14 protein-coding genes are annotated in these 15,357 nt (G+C 65.1%); 7 read left to right on the forward strand and 7 right to left on the reverse strand.

Annotated elements, in window-relative coordinates; all coding sequences use genetic code 11:
- Positions 1 to 1,845 (reverse strand): chemotaxis protein CheA (locus tag RA19_RS23335; RefSeq protein WP_152615854.1); only part of this gene is annotated, 1,845 nt, incomplete at its 3' end.
- 119 nt (positions 1,846 to 1,964) lie between these two features.
- On the opposite strand from RA19_RS23335, the gene RA19_RS23340 reads away from it, so the two are divergent.
- Complete coding sequence (locus tag RA19_RS23340; RefSeq protein ID WP_039167525.1) at positions 1,965 to 2,627, forward strand: thiamine diphosphokinase; 663 nt, start codon at positions 1,965 to 1,967, stop codon at positions 2,625 to 2,627.
- 35 nt (positions 2,628 to 2,662) lie between these two features.
- Here RA19_RS23340 and RA19_RS23345 read toward each other — a convergent pair whose 3' ends face one another.
- From RA19_RS23345 to RA19_RS23360, 4 genes are all read right to left on the reverse strand, one after another.
- Positions 2,663 to 3,577: a DMT family transporter gene (locus RA19_RS23345; RefSeq protein ID WP_039167526.1), complete on the reverse strand. Its 915-nt coding sequence runs from the start codon at positions 3,575 to 3,577 to the stop codon at positions 2,663 to 2,665.
- 252 nt (positions 3,578 to 3,829) lie between these two features.
- Entirely contained in the window at positions 3,830 to 5,203 is a 1,374-nt protein-coding gene (locus RA19_RS23350; RefSeq protein ID WP_039167527.1) for an L-serine ammonia-lyase, read from the reverse strand.
- Positions 5,203 to 5,910 carry a glutathione S-transferase family protein gene (locus tag RA19_RS23355; protein ID WP_039167529.1) on the reverse strand — a complete coding sequence of 236 codons (708 nt, stop codon included), beginning with the start codon at positions 5,908 to 5,910 and terminating at the stop codon, positions 5,203 to 5,205. The genes RA19_RS23350 and RA19_RS23355 overlap by 1 nt, the downstream gene beginning before the upstream one ends.
- Before the next feature lie 354 nt (positions 5,911 to 6,264).
- The gene (locus RA19_RS23360; protein WP_039167530.1) at positions 6,265 to 7,041 is read right to left on the reverse strand and encodes a methyltransferase domain-containing protein; all 777 of its coding nucleotides are present in this window, start codon (positions 7,039 to 7,041) and stop codon (positions 6,265 to 6,267) included.
- A gap of 143 nt (positions 7,042 to 7,184) precedes the next feature.
- Here RA19_RS23360 and rpiA point away from each other — a divergent pair, with 143 nt between their 5' ends.
- The 6 genes from rpiA (at position 7,185) to RA19_RS23390 (ending at position 13,664) form a co-directional block, all read left to right on the forward strand.
- Entirely contained in the window at positions 7,185 to 7,973 is a 789-nt protein-coding gene (rpiA, locus tag RA19_RS23365; protein WP_039167534.1) for a ribose-5-phosphate isomerase RpiA, read from the forward strand.
- 278 nt (positions 7,974 to 8,251) lie between these two features.
- Positions 8,252 to 9,607 carry a glutathione-disulfide reductase gene (gor, locus tag RA19_RS23370; protein ID WP_039167537.1) on the forward strand — a complete coding sequence of 452 codons (1,356 nt, stop codon included), beginning with the start codon at positions 8,252 to 8,254 and terminating at the stop codon, positions 9,605 to 9,607.
- 79 nt (positions 9,608 to 9,686) lie between these two features.
- Positions 9,687 to 10,841: an FtsH protease activity modulator HflK gene (gene hflK, locus RA19_RS23375; RefSeq protein WP_039167543.1), complete on the forward strand. Its 1,155-nt coding sequence runs from the start codon at positions 9,687 to 9,689 to the stop codon at positions 10,839 to 10,841.
- Positions 10,841 to 11,722: a protease modulator HflC gene (hflC, locus tag RA19_RS23380; protein ID WP_039167550.1), complete on the forward strand. Its 882-nt coding sequence runs from the start codon at positions 10,841 to 10,843 to the stop codon at positions 11,720 to 11,722. Before hflK ends, hflC begins: the two co-directional genes overlap by 1 nt.
- Positions 11,722 to 11,916, forward strand: a complete 195-nt coding sequence (locus RA19_RS23385) for a DUF2065 family protein (RefSeq protein ID WP_039167551.1) — start codon at positions 11,722 to 11,724, stop codon at positions 11,914 to 11,916. The genes hflC and RA19_RS23385 overlap by 1 nt, the downstream gene beginning before the upstream one ends.
- A 254-nt stretch (positions 11,917 to 12,170) precedes the next feature.
- Complete coding sequence (locus RA19_RS23390; RefSeq protein WP_039167552.1) at positions 12,171 to 13,664, forward strand: Do family serine endopeptidase; 1,494 nt, start codon at positions 12,171 to 12,173, stop codon at positions 13,662 to 13,664.
- 367 nt (positions 13,665 to 14,031) lie between these two features.
- On the opposite strand, the gene RA19_RS23395 is transcribed toward RA19_RS23390, so the two are convergent.
- Together RA19_RS23395 and RA19_RS23400 are read right to left on the reverse strand one after the other, a co-directional pair.
- The gene (locus RA19_RS23395) at positions 14,032 to 14,700 is read right to left on the reverse strand and encodes a Crp/Fnr family transcriptional regulator (RefSeq protein ID WP_039167557.1); all 669 of its coding nucleotides are present in this window, start codon (positions 14,698 to 14,700) and stop codon (positions 14,032 to 14,034) included.
- 88 nt (positions 14,701 to 14,788) lie between these two features.
- Entirely contained in the window at positions 14,789 to 15,319 is a 531-nt protein-coding gene (locus RA19_RS23400; RefSeq protein ID WP_039167575.1) for a peptidoglycan-binding domain-containing protein, read from the reverse strand.
- Positions 15,320 to 15,357 lie beyond the last annotated feature (38 nt).

Here is a 15,357-nt window from a genome sequence, read left to right on the forward strand (position 1 = left end):
TTCATCAATGCGCTGGGCCGCCACCAGCTTCAGCGGGGCCGGGCGCGATGCCGGGCTTGCAGGGCGGGTGGAGGCGGCGGGGCGGGTTTCCGGGCGGCGCGGGCGCACCACGCTGGCCAGATCGTCGCGGTAGGGTTTGGCCTCGTCGCTGCCGGTGGTACCAGCCGGGCCATCGGCCTTGGTGGCGGCAACCGCGGCCCGCAGCTGGCTGTAGGCCTCACGCGAGGAAGCGGCGTCAGGATCCTCCAGCTTTTCATCGGCCGCAGCCATCAGCCGGGTGACATCGCTGTCGGCAAGGCCGGCGGCGGCTTGCGGGGCGGCCCCGGGGGCTTCCCCGGCAGCATCGGCCGCGGTTTCTTCGGGCTGTTCCGACGCGGCGAGGATTTCAGCCTCGACTTCGGCCAGCTCGCGCATCAGGTCGGCTTCGTCCTCCTGCGAAAGCGCGTCTTCGGCCTGGTCATCCTTGGCGCTGTCTGCAGCTTCCTGGGCACCGTCCGCAGCTTCCTGCAGCCGGCCCGTCGCAACAGCTCTTTCAAAATCGCTGCGCTTGACCTTGGCAATGCGGACGCGCACCGGCGGTCGTTGCGGCGCGGCGGCTTCCTCGGGCTCGGGATCTGCAATGCTTTCCCCGCGGTCTTCATCACCGGTGGAGTCATCTTCGGCGGCGGCCTGCAGATTTTTGAACAGGCTGTCGTCAAAGGCTTCATCCGGATCGCCCAGGGCGGCCTCGGCATCGGCTTCGGCTGGTTGCGCGGCGGCGGGTGCGCCCAGGTCCAGACGGTCCAGCGCCTTGGCGATCTCGTCGTCGCCCTCGTCGTCGAAATCCGGCTCGCCTTCGCCGTCATCAGCCAGCAGCGCGGATGAGATTTCCTCGGCGGCGTTTTCCAGCACGTCGTCGGCGTGCTCGTCTTCGCTGAAATCCTCTTCGGGCGCCTGAGCGACCACTGCGCGGATGCGCTGCAGCTTGGCAGCAATGCTGTCGGCGGCGGGCACGGTGTCCTCGCCGGCGTCCGCTGCTGCGGGCTCGGGCTGGATCTCTTCCGCTACGGGTTCTTCCCCGGCTCCGGCCTCTGCCTCTGCCTCGGCCTCGTTGACCTCAAGCAGTTCAACTTCCGGGGCTTCGGCCTCGGCGGGAGTGTCGTCGCTTGCGGTTTCCAGCACAGCCGCGATGGTGTCTTCGGCTTCGGCTTCGGCTTCGGCTTCGGCTTCGGGTGCTTCTTTTGCAACCGCTTCCGGCTCTACCGCCTCGGCGGGCGCTTCCTGGATGTCTTCGGCAACAGTTTCGGTCTCAGCAACTTCAGTCTCGGCCACAGGTTCCGGGGCCGGGGTAACCTCGGCGGCGACCTCTTCGGCGGGGGCGGCTGCCGGTTCAGCGATCTCTTCTGCAACAGCTTCCGGTGCCGGAGCCTCAGCTTCCATGGCCGGTGCTGCGGGGGCTTCTGCTGCGGGCTGAGCGGCGGGCGCTTCAACTGCGGGGGCGGGCTGTTCAGCAGCCGGCGCGGCTGCCGGGGCAGCCGCGGGTGCGGGAGCAGGCGCCGGGGTTTCGGCCGCGGCGGCGCCAAGCGCCGGGGTGGCGGCGCGCAGGTGGATGCCGCCTTCGCTGGTGCGGGCCTCGACCTGGCGGGCAATCTCGCGCTGGGCAATGCGTGCCAGCATGTCCGCATCGGGTTGCGGCGGCTCGGCACCGAAGTACCGGTCATCGGCCGCAAGGTCGCGGAAATACTCGGCAATCGCTTTCATTGTGCCGAAGGAATCCTCAAACCCTTCCAATGTGCAGGAAAAGGTTCCATAGGATACGGTCAAGACTTTGTTGTTATGTACCATCAGCTCGCTCGTCTTCGTCACATTCGCTGTCGTTCACCATATTGGCTAGAAGGACCAATTTTGCTCGAATCCGTGCAATTGATCGTATCATTTTGTGTTCACATTGTGACCTGTTTCCAAAACTGGCAGGAATGGCGCCCATGAACGCGAAGATTGTTGATGAAATCGAACCAATCACCCTGGTGGGCGGTGGAGAAATCGCTTTGGGGGCGCTGGAGGAGGCTTTGGCGCTGGCACCGGTGCTGGTGGCGGCTGACGGCGGCGCGGCGGCGGCGCTGGCGGCGGGGCATGTGCCGCAGGCGGTGATCGGGGATTTCGACTCGTTAAGCGAGGCCGTTCGGGTGCAGCTGCCACCCGAGAGCCTGCACCCTGTGGCGGAGCAGGACAGCACTGATTTCGACAAGGCGCTGCGTTCAATTGCGGCGCCGGTGGTGCTGGCGGTGGGGTTTCTGGGCGCGCGGGTGGATCACCAGCTGGCGGCCTTCAATACTCTGGTGCAGGGGCATGATGCGCCTTGCGTGCTGGTGGGGGAGACCGAGGTGATCTTTCACCTGACTCATCCGGTGGCGCTGCCCGCAAAGGCAGGCGAGGTGATCTCGCTGTTTCCGATGCAGCCGGCAGCGGGGCGGTCAGAGGGGCTGGAATGGCCGATTGACGGTTTGCGCATGTCGCCGATGGGGCGGATCGGCACCTCAAACCGGGCAACGGGGCCGGTGCGGCTGGAGCCGGAAGGGCTTGGCCTGCTGGTGATTGTGCCGCGGCGGCTGCTGCGGGATGTGATGAACGCGCTCAGGCGGGATTAACGGGCGCCGGCCCTAGGCGGGATTGACCGGGGGCTTCAGGCGGGGTTGATGCGTTCTTCGGTTTCCGAGGCCCTGCGCTCGCGCAGCACAGCATAAAGACCCGCGCTGATGGTCAGCAGGATGCCGAACGCGGCAAGCGTGTTGGGGAGTTCTGAAAAGATCAGCCAGCCGAAGAACACCGCCACCGGGATCTCGAGGTATTGCATCGAGGCAAGCGTTGCGGTGGGGGCGTAGCGCAGGCTCCAGGTCATCAAGAGGTGCGCAATGGTGCCGAGCACGCCGGTGGCGGTCAGCAGCCACCAGGTATGGCTGGGCGGGGCGTTGAAGTTGAGGCCATCAAACCCGGCGCTGTCGCCGAACCACAGCATCGGCAGCATAAAGAAGCTGGCCAGGAGGCCGCAGACCGCCTGCAGCGGGACCGGCTCGGTCTCCTTGGCGATCTTGCGGGTCACCAGCATGAAGAGGGCAAAGATCACCGCCACCAGGACGGGCCAAAGCGCGTTCCACCCCACCGCGGCAAAACTGGGCTGAATCACCAGCAGGGTGCCGGTGAAGCCGACGACGCAGGCGCCGAGGCGGCGCAGCCCGACGTCCTCGTTCAGCACGTATTTGCCCAGGAGCAGCATGATGAAGGGCATCACAAAGGCAATCGCCACCGCATCTGCCAGCGGCAGGTATTTGAAGGCGGTGAACATGGCGCCGACGCCGCCCATTTGCAGCAGGGTGCGAAGCAGCACGTAGGGCAGCACATGGCGGGGCATTTTCAGGGAAAGCCCGAGCAACCAGGCAAGGGGGACCAGCAGCGCGGCCTGGAACCCGAAGCGGGCAAAGACGATCTGCCCGACGGGGATATGGGCGCCCAGCAGCTTGGCGATGGCGTCGCAGACCGGGATGGTCACGCAGAAGCCCAGCATCAGGGCGATGCCGAGGAGGGGGCGGTCCTGTGTCATGGCGCCACGCTAGGCCTGCGCGGTGTGCGGCGCAAGCTGGAGTTGCGGGGAATGGAGGGGAACGCCGGCATCCGGCAAAGGATTTGGTGCGTTTTCTTGCTGCCGTCTTGCAGCACAAGGCCCGGGCCTGACCTTGGGAGGGCGCGAATGCGCCTTCGTCATGCTGAAAGCTTGCCTCCGGCAAGACGGGAAGGTCAGGCGTGGGCCGTGCCACTGCGTGACACGGCCCAGGAAAGACGGAACATCTTTGCGTCAGCAGTTCGGCACGTTCACGGCGAGGCCGCCGAGCGAGGTTTCTTTGTACTTGTCGTGCATGTCGGCGCCGGTCTGGCGCATGGTTTCGATGCAGGCGTCCAGCGGCACGAAGTGCTGGCCGTCGCCACGGAGTGCCAGGGAAGCCGCGGAGACCGCCTTGATCGCGGCTAGGCCGTTGCGCTCGATGCAGGGGACCTGCACCAGGCCTTTGACCGGGTCGCAGGTCATGCCGAGGTGATGCTCCAGCGCGATCTCGGCAGCGTTCTCCACCTGTTCCGGCGTGCCGCCCATCACCGCGCAGAGGCCTGCGGCGGACATGGCGGAGGCCGAGCCGACCTCAGCCTGGCAGCCAGCCTCGGCGCCGGAAATCGACGCGTTGTATTTCACCAAGCCGGCAATGGCGGCGGCGGTCAGCAGGAAATCCTCGACATGGGATTCAGACGCGCCCGGCACGTGGTCGAGGTAGTAGCGGATCACCGCCGGCAGGGTGCCTGCGGCGCCGTTGGTGGGGGCGGTCACAACCTGGCCGCCGGCCGCGTTTTCCTCGTTCACTGCCATCGCATAGACGCTCATCCAGTCGTTGATGGTGTGCGGCGCGGTCAGGTTCATGCCGCGTTCTGCCATCAGCGCGTCATAGATGCCCTTGGCGCGGCGGCGCACCTTGAGGCCGCCGGGCAGGATGCCGTCGCGCTCCAGCCCGCGGTTGATGCAGTCGTTCATCACCTGCCAGATGCGGGCGGTGCCCTTGGCGAGGCTGTCCTCGCAGCCGCGGGCAATCTCGTTGGCGCGTTTCATGTCCGCGATGGACTTGCCGCTGGATTTGGCCATCTCCAGCATCTCGGCTGCGGATTTGAACGGGAACGGCACCGGGTCGCCTTCGTCGGTCGCCTTGCCTGCGGCCAATTCTTCCTCGGTGACAACAAAGCCGCCGCCGATCGAGTAGAACACCTGTTTCAGGATCACGTCGCCCTGGGCATCGGTGGCCATCAGGATCATGCCGTTGGAATGGCCCGGCAGCGCATGATCGTAGTCAAAGATCATGTCGGCCTTGGGGTCGAAGTGCAGCTCGCCCAGCCCTTCGGGGTGCATGGTGTGGGTCTTGTTCAGCTCCGCCAGGAAGGCCTCGGCCTTTTCGTCATCATAGTCATGGGCGACAAAGCCGCCGAGGCCCAGGATGGTGGCGCGGTCGGTGGCGTGGCCGAAGCCGGTGAAGGCGAGCGAGCCGTGCAGCGAGGCGCGCAGGCCGTGGAACTCGAAGGGCGACGCGCGCATCATGTCGAGGAAGCGCGCGGCGGCGACCATCGGGCCCATGGTGTGCGAGGAGGAGGGGCCGATGCCCACCTTGAACATGTCGAAGACGGAGAGGAACATTAGGTGGCTGATCCTTCTGGGGGATTGGCATAGACGGGGGAAGTGAACGGGGTCGCGCCGAGGCCCTCGGCCTCGCGGGCAACAGAAACGGCGGGGCGGTGCTCCAGCGCGGAGCAGAGGCGCTGGAGGTGCGGGTACTGGGCCATGACGAACCAGGATTTGCTGGTGTTCGCCGGGTATAGCGCCATCCAGCGCATCTGGCAGGCAAGGTAATAGTCCAGCACCGACGGCACCGGCGCGCCCAGCCAGGCAGGACGGTCGGCGGCGGCGCGGTCAAGGTTGGTCAGATGCTGGTGCAGCCGCTGGCGCAGGACCTTGCGCAGCTGGTCCTGCTGTTCGGTACCGGCGCCGATGTATTTCTCGGGGTAGAACAGCATCCGCAGATCGGCGTGCAGCGTGTTGGAGGCAAAGAACAGCCATTTCAGGAAGGCGGCCCGCTCCGGCGCATCCGCGGCGGGTGCCATGGCGCCATGCCGGTCCGCCAGCCACAGGAGAATGGCGGAAGTCTCGAACATCGGGCCGGCGGGGGTTTCCAGCACCGGGATCAGCCCGTTGGGATTGAGCGCCAGATACGCCGGGCTGCGCTGGGCGTCTGCGGCCCGGTCGACCAGCACCGTTTCATAGCTCTGGCCAAGCTCCTCCAGCACCAAGCGGATGATCAGCGAGGCGTTGTCGGGGGCGTAGTGGAGGCGGTAGTCCTGAGTCATGGCGCAATTTTATGTCGCAAAGCGTCGCGGCGTGTGTTCATTTCCGGCGTTTCCAATAGGAAACCCGCCTTTGTGATGCATGTTTCTTAGGCTGCAAACGGACCGCTTGCCAGAGGTATTCTCTGCCGGCGGTCGCATACCGTTTCCGGGTGGAGGCACGGGCCCGCCAGCCCCGGACGGCGCCGGCCGCGGCGGCTGGCGGAATGAGTATTTGGGACCGGAAAGAAGCGGGGGCGCAGCGCGCCGCAGGCGGGCTGCCATGCCCAAGGCTTTGCGGCTCATCTTTGATGAGGCTCAAAGGCGCGGGAGCGCTGCCGCAGCCCCGGGGCGTGCACCGGGAAACGGGGCGCCGGGTCAGATCCGCCGGGCCGTGCAGACAAAATGCGTCAGCGACAGGAAGAAGCGGCCTTCTTCTGCCAGTTCCTGCTGTTCGTGCACCCAGGCCTCTGCGTCGTCTGCGTCGGCGGCGCCGATGTCCACGGCAAAGGCCCGGATCAGCTGGATCATCATTGCTGCCAGCCCGTCCGGGCGCAGAGCTGTGTCGCATATGGTGACCGGGTGGATGCCGCCGGGCCGATAGCCGCAGGTGCGCAGTTCGGAGGGCAGCAGTGCCGGCAGGGCGCGCTCGGCCATGTGGCGGCCCCAGGCCTCGAGCATCCGCTCCATGCGCCGGGTGTTGTCGCTGTGCCAGGCCAGGGTGTCCCAGTGGATGTCACCCACAACCAAGAGCCCACCGGGCTTTAGCACCTGGTGCAGAGCGCGCAGGGCAGGGCGGCGGTCTGTCAGATACTCGAACAGCTGCAGCGCTGCGGCCTTGTCGAAGCTGGCTTTGCCGAACGGCAGGCGGGCAGCGTGGCCTTCAACCAGCGTCACATTGTCCCGGCCGTTGATGCGCTGGCGTGCCGCAGCCAGCATCTGCGGGCTGGCGTCCAGCCCGGTCACATGGCCGCCTGGCCCGACAGCGCGGGACAGTTCCAGCGTCAAAAGCCCGTTGCCGCAGCCCAGGTCCAGGATGTGCTCGCCGGCTTCAGGAGCCAGCGCATCAAATGTGGCCCGCCGCCGTCGCGAAACATCGGCACCCTGGTAAGCGTCCTCGAGCAGGCGGGTCGTCTCTTCATCGAAGTTCAGCATGAATAAGTGTCCCCTAGCAAAATGAGCTATAGCCCGGGGCGGACGGATTTCCAGCCAGCCCCGGTAAAACCGTTGCGAGCCCCTCGCGCGGCGCGTGCGAACCGCCTATAAGTTTTGCAAAAGCTTTTGCATGGAGACCCCTGATGTCCGGAGAACTGTCGCCGATCGACAAGGCGAAATTCGTTGCAGCCAAGCGCGCGGCCGAGCTGGTTGAGGACGGAATGCGGGTCGGCCTGGGGACAGGCTCCACCGCGGCCTGGCTGGTGCGCTGCCTGGGTGAGATGGTGAACCGCGACGGGCTGCGGATCACAGCGGTGCCGACGTCGTCGCGCACCGCGGCGCTGGCGCGGGACGTCGGCATCAACGTGGTGTCGCTGGACGAGGTCAAATGGCTGGACATGACCATCGACGGTGCGGATGAGTTCGATGCTGATCTGAACCTGATCAAAGGGGGCGGCGGCGCGCATCTGCAGGAGAAAATTGTTGCCACCGCCTCGGACCAGATGGTGGTGATTGCCGATGCCAGCAAATCGGTGGAGCGGCTGGGGGCCTTTCCGCTGCCGGTGGAGGTGCTGCCCTTTGGCTGGCAGAGCAGCCAGGCGCTGCTGGAGGAGACCCTGGTATCGATGGATGTGATGGGCCGCAGCACCACTCTGCGGATGAACGGCGATGCGCCGTTTGTGACCGACGAGGGCAATTACATCCTGGATCTGCATTTGAACCGTATCGGCAATTGCCGCCAATTGGCGCTGGTGCTGAACCAGATCCCCGGCGTGGTCGAGAACGGGCTGTTCATCGACATCTGCGACACCGTGGTGATCGGCTATGGCGACGGGCGGGTCGAGGTGCGCGATATCAACGAGGGCACCGTCGAGAAGGACAAGCTGGATTTTGTTGAGAACGACAACCTGTTCACCGACCTCCAGGATTAAGCTGCTTTAAGGTATCGTTCGGCGGGCCGTCTCTGCGCCGCGCCGGAGGCTCGCTTTTACAGTGGCGGCGGGCAATCCGGTTCCGCCCGCCGCCGGGCAGCGCCCCGGCAGCATTGCTGCGGGGCGCGCTTTAACCGAAATGAGAGTTTTCCGCCTCACAAACCTGCGTGAAATCAGCGCCGAAGGTTGAAAGCGGCGCAGGAACGCCCACTTGGGCATATGGCGTTTGGTCTCCGGTTGTGGGATACCAGCACAAGAACTGCAAAGGGCGGAAATTCATGAGCTTTGATTACGATCTGTTTGTCATCGGCGGCGGCTCGGGCGGGGTGCGCGCAGCCCGCGTGGCGGCGCAGGAAGGCGTCAAGGTGGCGCTGGCCGAGGAAGACCGCTATGGCGGCACCTGCGTGATCCGCGGCTGCGTGCCGAAGAAGCTGATGGTTTTCGCTTCCGAATACTCGGGCATGGTCGAAGATGCACAGGCTTATGGCTGGGATATCAAGGCGGGCGACTTCAGCTGGGACACCTTCAAGGGCAAGCTGCATGCAGAGCTGGACCGGCTGGAAGGCATCTATCGCAACATCCTGAAAAACAACGGGGTCGAAAGCTTTGACCAGCGCGCCAAGCTGGCCGATGCCCATACGGTCGAACTGGCCGACGGCACCCGCAAGACCGCCAAGCACATTCTGATCGCCACCGGCGGCTGGCCGACTGTGCCGGAGTTCCCGGGCTCGGAGCTGGCGATCACCTCGAACGAGATTTTCCACCTGGATGAACTGCCGGAGTCGATCCTGATCGTCGGCGGCGGCTATATCGCGTCCGAGTTTGCGGGCATCATGAACGGGCTGGGTGTGAAGACCACTCAGTTCTATCGCGGTCCGCAGATCCTGCGCGGCTTTGACGAGGAAGCCCGCAATGTGGTGGCCGAAGGCATGGCAGAGGCAGGTGTAAACCTGCAGCTGAACACCAATGTCACCGAGATGCGCGAAGAGGGCGGTAAGATCCGGGTGACCGACACCCACGGCAATACCCATCTGTTCGACAAGGTGATGTACGCCACCGGACGGGCTCCGAATGCGAACAACCTCGGGCTTGAAGAGATCGGCATCGAGCGCGGCAAAGGCGGCGCTATCGTGGTCGATGCCTACAGCCAGACGGCCGTTCCTTCGGTCTTTGCAGTGGGCGACGTGACCGACCGGGTGAACCTGACGCCGGTGGCGATCCGCGAGGGCATGGCCTTTGTCGAGACCGTGTTCAAAGGCAACCCCACCAGCCCGGACCACGACCTGATCCCGACGGCGATCTTTACCCAGCCCGAGATGGGCACCGTGGGCCTCAGCGAAGAAGAGGCGGCGGCACAGGAGCCGGTTGAGGTTTATGCCACCTCCTTCAAGCCGATGCAGCAGAGCTTTGCGGGCCGGGCCCAGAAAGTGCTGATGAAGCTGGTGGTCAGCAAGGCGACCCGCAAGGTGCTGGGCTGCCATATTGTCGCACCCGGAGCCGGAGAAATGATCCAGCTGGCCGGAATCGCAGTAAAAATGGGTGCAACCAAGGAAGATTTCGACCGCACGGTTGCGGTGCACCCGACAATGTCGGAAGAGTTGGTAACGCTGAAGACTCCGGTGCGCTCGACCTGATCGAACGTTCCGGCAAGAACCAGAACTTATGCCGCCCATCGTCATGCATCATGGGCGGCAGCAAACGGATAGGAGACAAATGGCGGGCAATAGCGGTGGCCCATGGGGGGGCGGTGGCTCCTCTGGCGGCGGAGGCAACCGGGGCAATAATGGCGGCGGCAACAATGGCGGCGGCGGCCGCAAGCCGGACGACAACCAGATCCCCGAGATTGATGAACTGGTGAAGAAAGGCCAGGAGCAGCTGCGCGTCCTGATGGGCGGGCGCGGCGGTTCCGGCGGCGGCCGCGGCGGGCGCGGCGGCGGAGGCGGCGGCGCGCCGCTGTTCACCAAGGGCACTTTGGCGCTGGGCGCTGTTGCAGCCGCGGTGCTGTGGGGCTTTTCCAGCTTCTACACCGTCAAGCCGGAAGAACAGTCGGTAGAGCTGTTCCTGGGTGAGTATCTGGAGACCGGCCAGCCGGGCCTGAACTTTGCCCCCTGGCCGCTGGTTACCTATGAAGTGATCCCGGTCCGCGTGGAGCAGACCGAAAACATCGGCGCCGGTTCGCGCGGCGGCGATGCAGGCCTGATGCTGACCGGCGATGAGAACATCATCGACGTGGATTTCCAGGTGGTCTGGAATATCTCGGACCCGGCGAAATACCTGTTCAACCTGGCTGACCCGCGCACCACCATCAACGCGGTGTCGGAATCGGCGATGCGCGAGATTATCGCGCAATCCGAGCTGGCGCCGATCCTGAACCGCGACCGCGGTGCGATCACTGCCCGTCTGGAAGAACTGATTCAGACCACGCTCGACAGCTACAACAGCGGCGTGAACATCATCCGGGTGAACTTTGACGGTGCCGACCCGCCGGAGCCGGTGAAAGATGCCTTCCGCGAAGTGCAGTCGGCGGGCCAGGAGCGCGACCGTCTGGAGAAACAGGCTGATGCCTATGCCAACCGCAAGCTGGCTGGCGCCCGCGGCCAGGCCGCGCAGACGCTGGAAGAGGCCGAGGCCTACCGCGCACAGGTGGTGAACGAAGCGCAGGGTGAGGCAAGCCGCTTTACCGCCGTTCTGGAGGAATACCAGAAAGCGCCGGAAGTGACCCGCAAGCGCCTGTACCTGGAAACCATGGAAGAGGTTCTTGGCCGCGTGGACAAGATCATCCTGGATGAAACCGGCGGCGGCAACGGCCAGGGCGTCGTGCCCTATCTGCCGCTCAACGAGCTGCGCAAACCGCAGGGGGGCAACTGATGCGGAAAACGACTCTTCTTCTGCCGCTTCTGGTGGTTCTGGTCATCGCGCTGCTGTCCTCGATCTTTATCGTGGACGAGCGCCAGAAGGCGCTGGTGCTGCGCTTTGGCCGGGTGGTTGATGTGCAGGAAACCCCGGGCCTGGCGTTCAAGCTGCCGGTGGTGGACAACGTGGTGCGCTATGACGACCGCATCCTCAGTGTTGAGGTCGGCCCGCTGGAGGTCACCCCTCTGGATGACCGCCGCCTGATCGTGGATGCCTTTGCACGCTACCGGATCTCTGACGTGGAAACTTTCCGTCAGGCAGTCGGCGGCGGCGGTATCGGCGGTGCCGAGCTGCGTCTGGACAAGATCATGCGGGCGCAGACCCGTGAGGTTCTGGGTTCGGTGTCCTCTAACGACATCCTGTCGTCGGACCGTTTTGCGCTGATGCTGCGTATCCGCAATGGCGCGATTGCCCAGGCCCGCCAGCTGGGTCTTGAGGTGATCGACGTGCGCCTGAAGCGCACCGACTTGCCGCAGGCCAACCTGGAAGCCACCTTTGCCCGGATGCGCGCCGAGCGTGAGCGGGAAGCGGCGGACGAGATCGCCCGCGGTGAAGAGGCGGCGCAGCGCGTGCGTGCCCAGGCAGACCGGACCGAGGTCGAGCTGGTCTCCGAGGCAGAGCGCGAAGCCGAGGTGATCCGCGGTGAAGCCGACGCCGAGCGTAACGCGATCTTTGCTTCGGCCTATGGCCGCGACGCGGAGTTCTTCGAGTTCTACCGCTCGCTGAACGCCTATGCGAATTCGCTCTTGGCCGGAAATTCCTCGCTGGTGCTGTCGCCGGACAACGAGTTCTTCAACTACCTGAAGTCCTCGGACGGCAAGGCGGTCACGCAGTAATGGGGTTCATCCTCCTGGCCCTCGGGCTGGTACTGATTGCAGAGGGGCTGGTGTACGCACTGGCCCCTTCGCTTGTGGAGCGGCTGCTGGAAATCCTGCGCACGCTAACCGAGGCTGAGCGCCGCAATGCCGGGCTGGCGGCGCTGGCGCTGGGGCTGATCCTGGTCTGGCTGGCCTTCCGGTTCGGGATTTGAGGCGCGCTTTTCCCCGTAGATTTTCAGCGAAAACGTAATCGTTCCCTGCTAGGATGCCCCCAGCAGGGAGCGCGCCTGCCGCTGTGCAAATGAAACCGGGTCACAGGGGCTTTATTCCTTGCAACATTTGTTGCGGCACGGGCGGAAGTTCCTACATTGGATTCAACAAGACTCCTTCCGGCATTACCGGCCTCAGCGCCCGCCCGGGCGGAGGAGAAAATTAGAAGAATGAAAAGATGACAAGGAGTAGTTCCGTGCAGCCACAGGCAATTGCAATTTCCCGCCAGGCAAGCGGCAGCAGCGCGATGATGCGCCTGATGTGGCTTGCGGTGCTGAGCATGGCGGTTCTGCTGGTGCAGGCGGTCTCTGCGACGGCGCGGCCCGAGAGCCTGGCGCCGCTCGCCGAAGAGGTGAGCCCCTCGGTGGTCAACATCACCACCACCACCGTGGTGGAGGGGCGCACCGGCCCGCAGGGCATCGTCCCGGAGGGCTCGCCGTTCGAGGATTTCTTCCGCGAATTTCAGGACCGCAACAATGGCAACGGCGACCGGCCGCGCCGGTCTTCGGCGCTGGGCTCGGGTTTTGTGATCTCCGAGGATGGCTATATCGTCACCAACAACCATGTGATCGAAGGCGCCGATGAGATCGAGATCGAGTTCTTCCCCGGTGAAGGCCAGCCCAAGGAGCTGCTGCCCGCCAAGGTGATCGGCACCGATCCCAACACCGATATTGCGCTGTTGAAGGTCGAGGCGCCGATGCCGCTGAAGTTCGTGAAATTCGGCGACAGCGACACCGCCCGTGTCGGGGACTGGGTGGTGGCGATGGGCAACCCGCTGGGACAGGGGTTTTCGGTCTCGGCCGGCATCGTGTCGGCCCGCAACCGCGAGCTTTCGGGCTCTTATGACGACTACATCCAGACCGATGCGGCGATCAACCGGGGCAACTCGGGCGGGCCGCTGTTCAACATGGACGGCGATGTGGTCGGGGTGAACACTGCGATTCTGTCGCCCAATGGCGGTTCGATCGGCATCGGTTTCTCGATGGCCTCCAATGTGGTGGTCAAAGTGGTCGATCAGCTGAAGGAATTCGGCGAGACCCGGCGCGGCTGGCTGGGTGTGAAGATCCAGGATGTGGATGCGGATCTGGCCGAGGCGATCGGTCTTGAGAAAGCCCGCGGCGCGCTGGTCACCGATGTGCCTGAGGGCCCTGCCAAAGAAGCGGGCGTGCTGGCCGGCGATGTGATTGTCAGCTTTGACGGGGTCGACGTGAAGGACACCCGCGCTCTGGTGCGCCAAGTCGGCAATGCCGATGTCGGCAAGACGGTGCGGCTGGTGGTCTATCGCGAAGGCAAGACCGAGACCCTGCGGGTGACTCTGGGCCGCCGCGAGGATGCGGAACGTGTCGCCTCCGGTCCGGAGAGCAGCGAAGGCGGTCAGCCGGATGTTTCCGAAAAAGAGCTGCTGGGGTTGTCGGTTGGCGTCCTGAACGACCAGCTGCGCGGCGAGCTGAACGTGGCCGAAGGGATCGAGGGGCTGGCAATCCTGTCCGTCGACGAAACCTCGGAAGCCTGGGAGAAGGGGCTGCGCGCCGGGGATGTGATCACCGAGGCGGGGCAGCAGAAGGTTTCCTCCATCAGCGAGCTGGAGGCCCGGGTGTCGGAAGCCAAGGAGGCGGGCCGCAAGTCCTTGCTGCTGCTGGTGCGCCGCGGCGGTGAGCCGCGTTTTGTGGCGCTGAACCTGAGCGAATAAGCGGCGGCGACTATCGCTGCGCAAAACGGAAGGCCGGGTGTTTGCCCGGCCTTTTTTCGTGGTCTTGAAGTCGTTGTGTGCCTGGCAGGGACCAAGGGTTTGCAACCCGCAGCGCGATTCTGGTGCGGCTGGCGGGGCACGGCCCGGAATGCTTGCAGAATTCGGGCACACCCGGCCGCAGCGGGCGGTGAGGCCGCAAAAGGGAAGAGCCATGTGCTGGCGGGCACATGGCTCTTGTTGGACAGGCGGCCGTTGGGATGGAACGGATAACGGCCGTCTATGCCGCGGTTATCGCCGGGATCCAGGCCGGCTTCTGTAACCCGGATTACAGAACGCGGATTTTCCTGCAGATTTCCGGGCCTGAAGATCAGATGGAGTCGGGTTCTGCCAGTACCGCCAGCTCTTCGCGGTCCAGGATTTGCACGCCGCCGCGGCTGATGCTGACCAGGCCGCTGCGTTTCCAGGCGGCAAGGGTTTTGGAGACGGCTTCGCGGGTGGCGCCGACGAACTCGGCGAGCTCGGCCTGAGATAGGGCAACGCGCCCGTCGCTGGCCTCGGGCGACAGGTACAGCAGCTTGCGCGCCAGCCGCACCGGCATCGGCAGGAACACCTGCTCGTTGAGCTGGGTGTTCATCCAGCGCATCCGCTGGCCCGCCAGCCGCAGAAGGTCGGCGGCAAGGTCGGGATGGCGGCGGATCTGCTCCAGCACATCGCCGCTGCGCAGGCGCAGCACCCGGCTGGGCTCGGCAGCGATGGCAGTTGCGGTGCGCTCGCCGGGGTCAAAGAGGGTGATCTCGCCGAACACCGCGCCGGGGCGCATCATGTCGAGCGACAGTTTGCGGCCCGAGGCTGAGAGCACCGAGAATTCCAATGCGCCTTCAGTAATGGCGTACAGCGCGTCGCCAGGGTCGCCCTGCTCGAACAGCACCTCGCCCTGTCGCAGGCGCACCTCGGTGGCCTGGCTTTCCAGCATCCGCCGCAACGGACCAGAAGCGCCGGAGAGAAAGCCGGTATCGGGCAGGCGGATTTTCAGCATGTGCAATTCTTTCGCGTCTGTGGCCCAGTCTGGCCGGACCTTAGCAGAGGGCTGAGCCGCGGGGAACCGGGCAGCTGAACCGTTTGGTTCAGCCGGCCACGGCAACCAGCCCCAGCTTGCGGGCGGAGGCCAGCGACAGGGTGCCGCTGTCCAGCCCCTGCGGTGCCTGGTAGCGCTGCACGGCCTTGCGGGTGGCTTTGTCCATCTGCCCATGAATGGGACCGCGGTAGAGGCCCCGGGCCGCCAGCGCCCGCTGGATCGTGCGGATGAAATCCGGGGTCATCGAGGCCGGGCAGGGGATTTCGAACCAATGGTCCTGGCGCGGCTGCACGATCTGCTGGCTGGTCTCGGTGCGGAAGGCTGCCGGGCGGACAACCTGGCCGCTGCTGTCCAGCTGCGCCGGTTCCGCAAGCACCTGGCTGGTGACGGTTTCAATCACCGCTGGTGTGGTGTGTTTGCTCCAGCAGCTGCCGGGCGGCGCGCCGGGCGGGGCATAGCGGCCCTCGCGCTGGACGCTGCTGCCGGGCTGCGGCTGGACACAGGCAGGCAGTGCCGCCAGGGCTGCCAGCAGCAGTGCGGGCGCAAAGCGCCGGCTGAGGGGGGATTTCGGTGGCTTCATGCCCGGTTGCCTCTGTCAGCGCCCCTGCGAGTGTTTCC

It is taken from the genome of Leisingera sp. ANG-M1, assembly GCF_000813745.1.
Taxonomy (GTDB): domain Bacteria; phylum Pseudomonadota; class Alphaproteobacteria; order Rhodobacterales; family Rhodobacteraceae; genus Leisingera.

Coding starts and splice junctions, on each gene's coding strand:
- hflK (WP_039167543.1), top strand. CDS start 9,687: ATGGCGGGCAATAGCGGTGGCCCATGGGGGGGCGGTGGCTCCTCTGGC.
- RA19_RS23395 (WP_039167557.1), bottom strand. CDS start 14,700: ATGCTGAAAATCCGCCTGCCCGATACCGGCTTTCTCTCCGGCGCTTCT.
- RA19_RS23360 (WP_039167530.1), bottom strand. CDS start 7,041: ATGCTGAACTTCGATGAAGAGACGACCCGCCTGCTCGAGGACGCTTAC.
- RA19_RS23355 (WP_039167529.1), bottom strand. CDS start 5,910: ATGACTCAGGACTACCGCCTCCACTACGCCCCCGACAACGCCTCGCTG.
- gor (WP_039167537.1), top strand. CDS start 8,252: ATGAGCTTTGATTACGATCTGTTTGTCATCGGCGGCGGCTCGGGCGGG.
- RA19_RS23385 (WP_039167551.1), top strand. CDS start 11,722: ATGGGGTTCATCCTCCTGGCCCTCGGGCTGGTACTGATTGCAGAGGGG.
- RA19_RS23345 (WP_039167526.1), bottom strand. CDS start 3,577: ATGACACAGGACCGCCCCCTCCTCGGCATCGCCCTGATGCTGGGCTTC.
- RA19_RS23400 (WP_039167575.1), bottom strand. CDS start 15,319: ATGAAGCCACCGAAATCCCCCCTCAGCCGGCGCTTTGCGCCCGCACTG.
- RA19_RS23350 (WP_039167527.1), bottom strand. CDS start 5,203: ATGTTCCTCTCCGTCTTCGACATGTTCAAGGTGGGCATCGGCCCCTCC.
- RA19_RS23340 (WP_039167525.1), top strand. CDS start 1,965: ATGAACGCGAAGATTGTTGATGAAATCGAACCAATCACCCTGGTGGGC.
- rpiA (WP_039167534.1), top strand. CDS start 7,185: ATGTCCGGAGAACTGTCGCCGATCGACAAGGCGAAATTCGTTGCAGCC.
- hflC (WP_039167550.1), top strand. CDS start 10,841: ATGCGGAAAACGACTCTTCTTCTGCCGCTTCTGGTGGTTCTGGTCATC.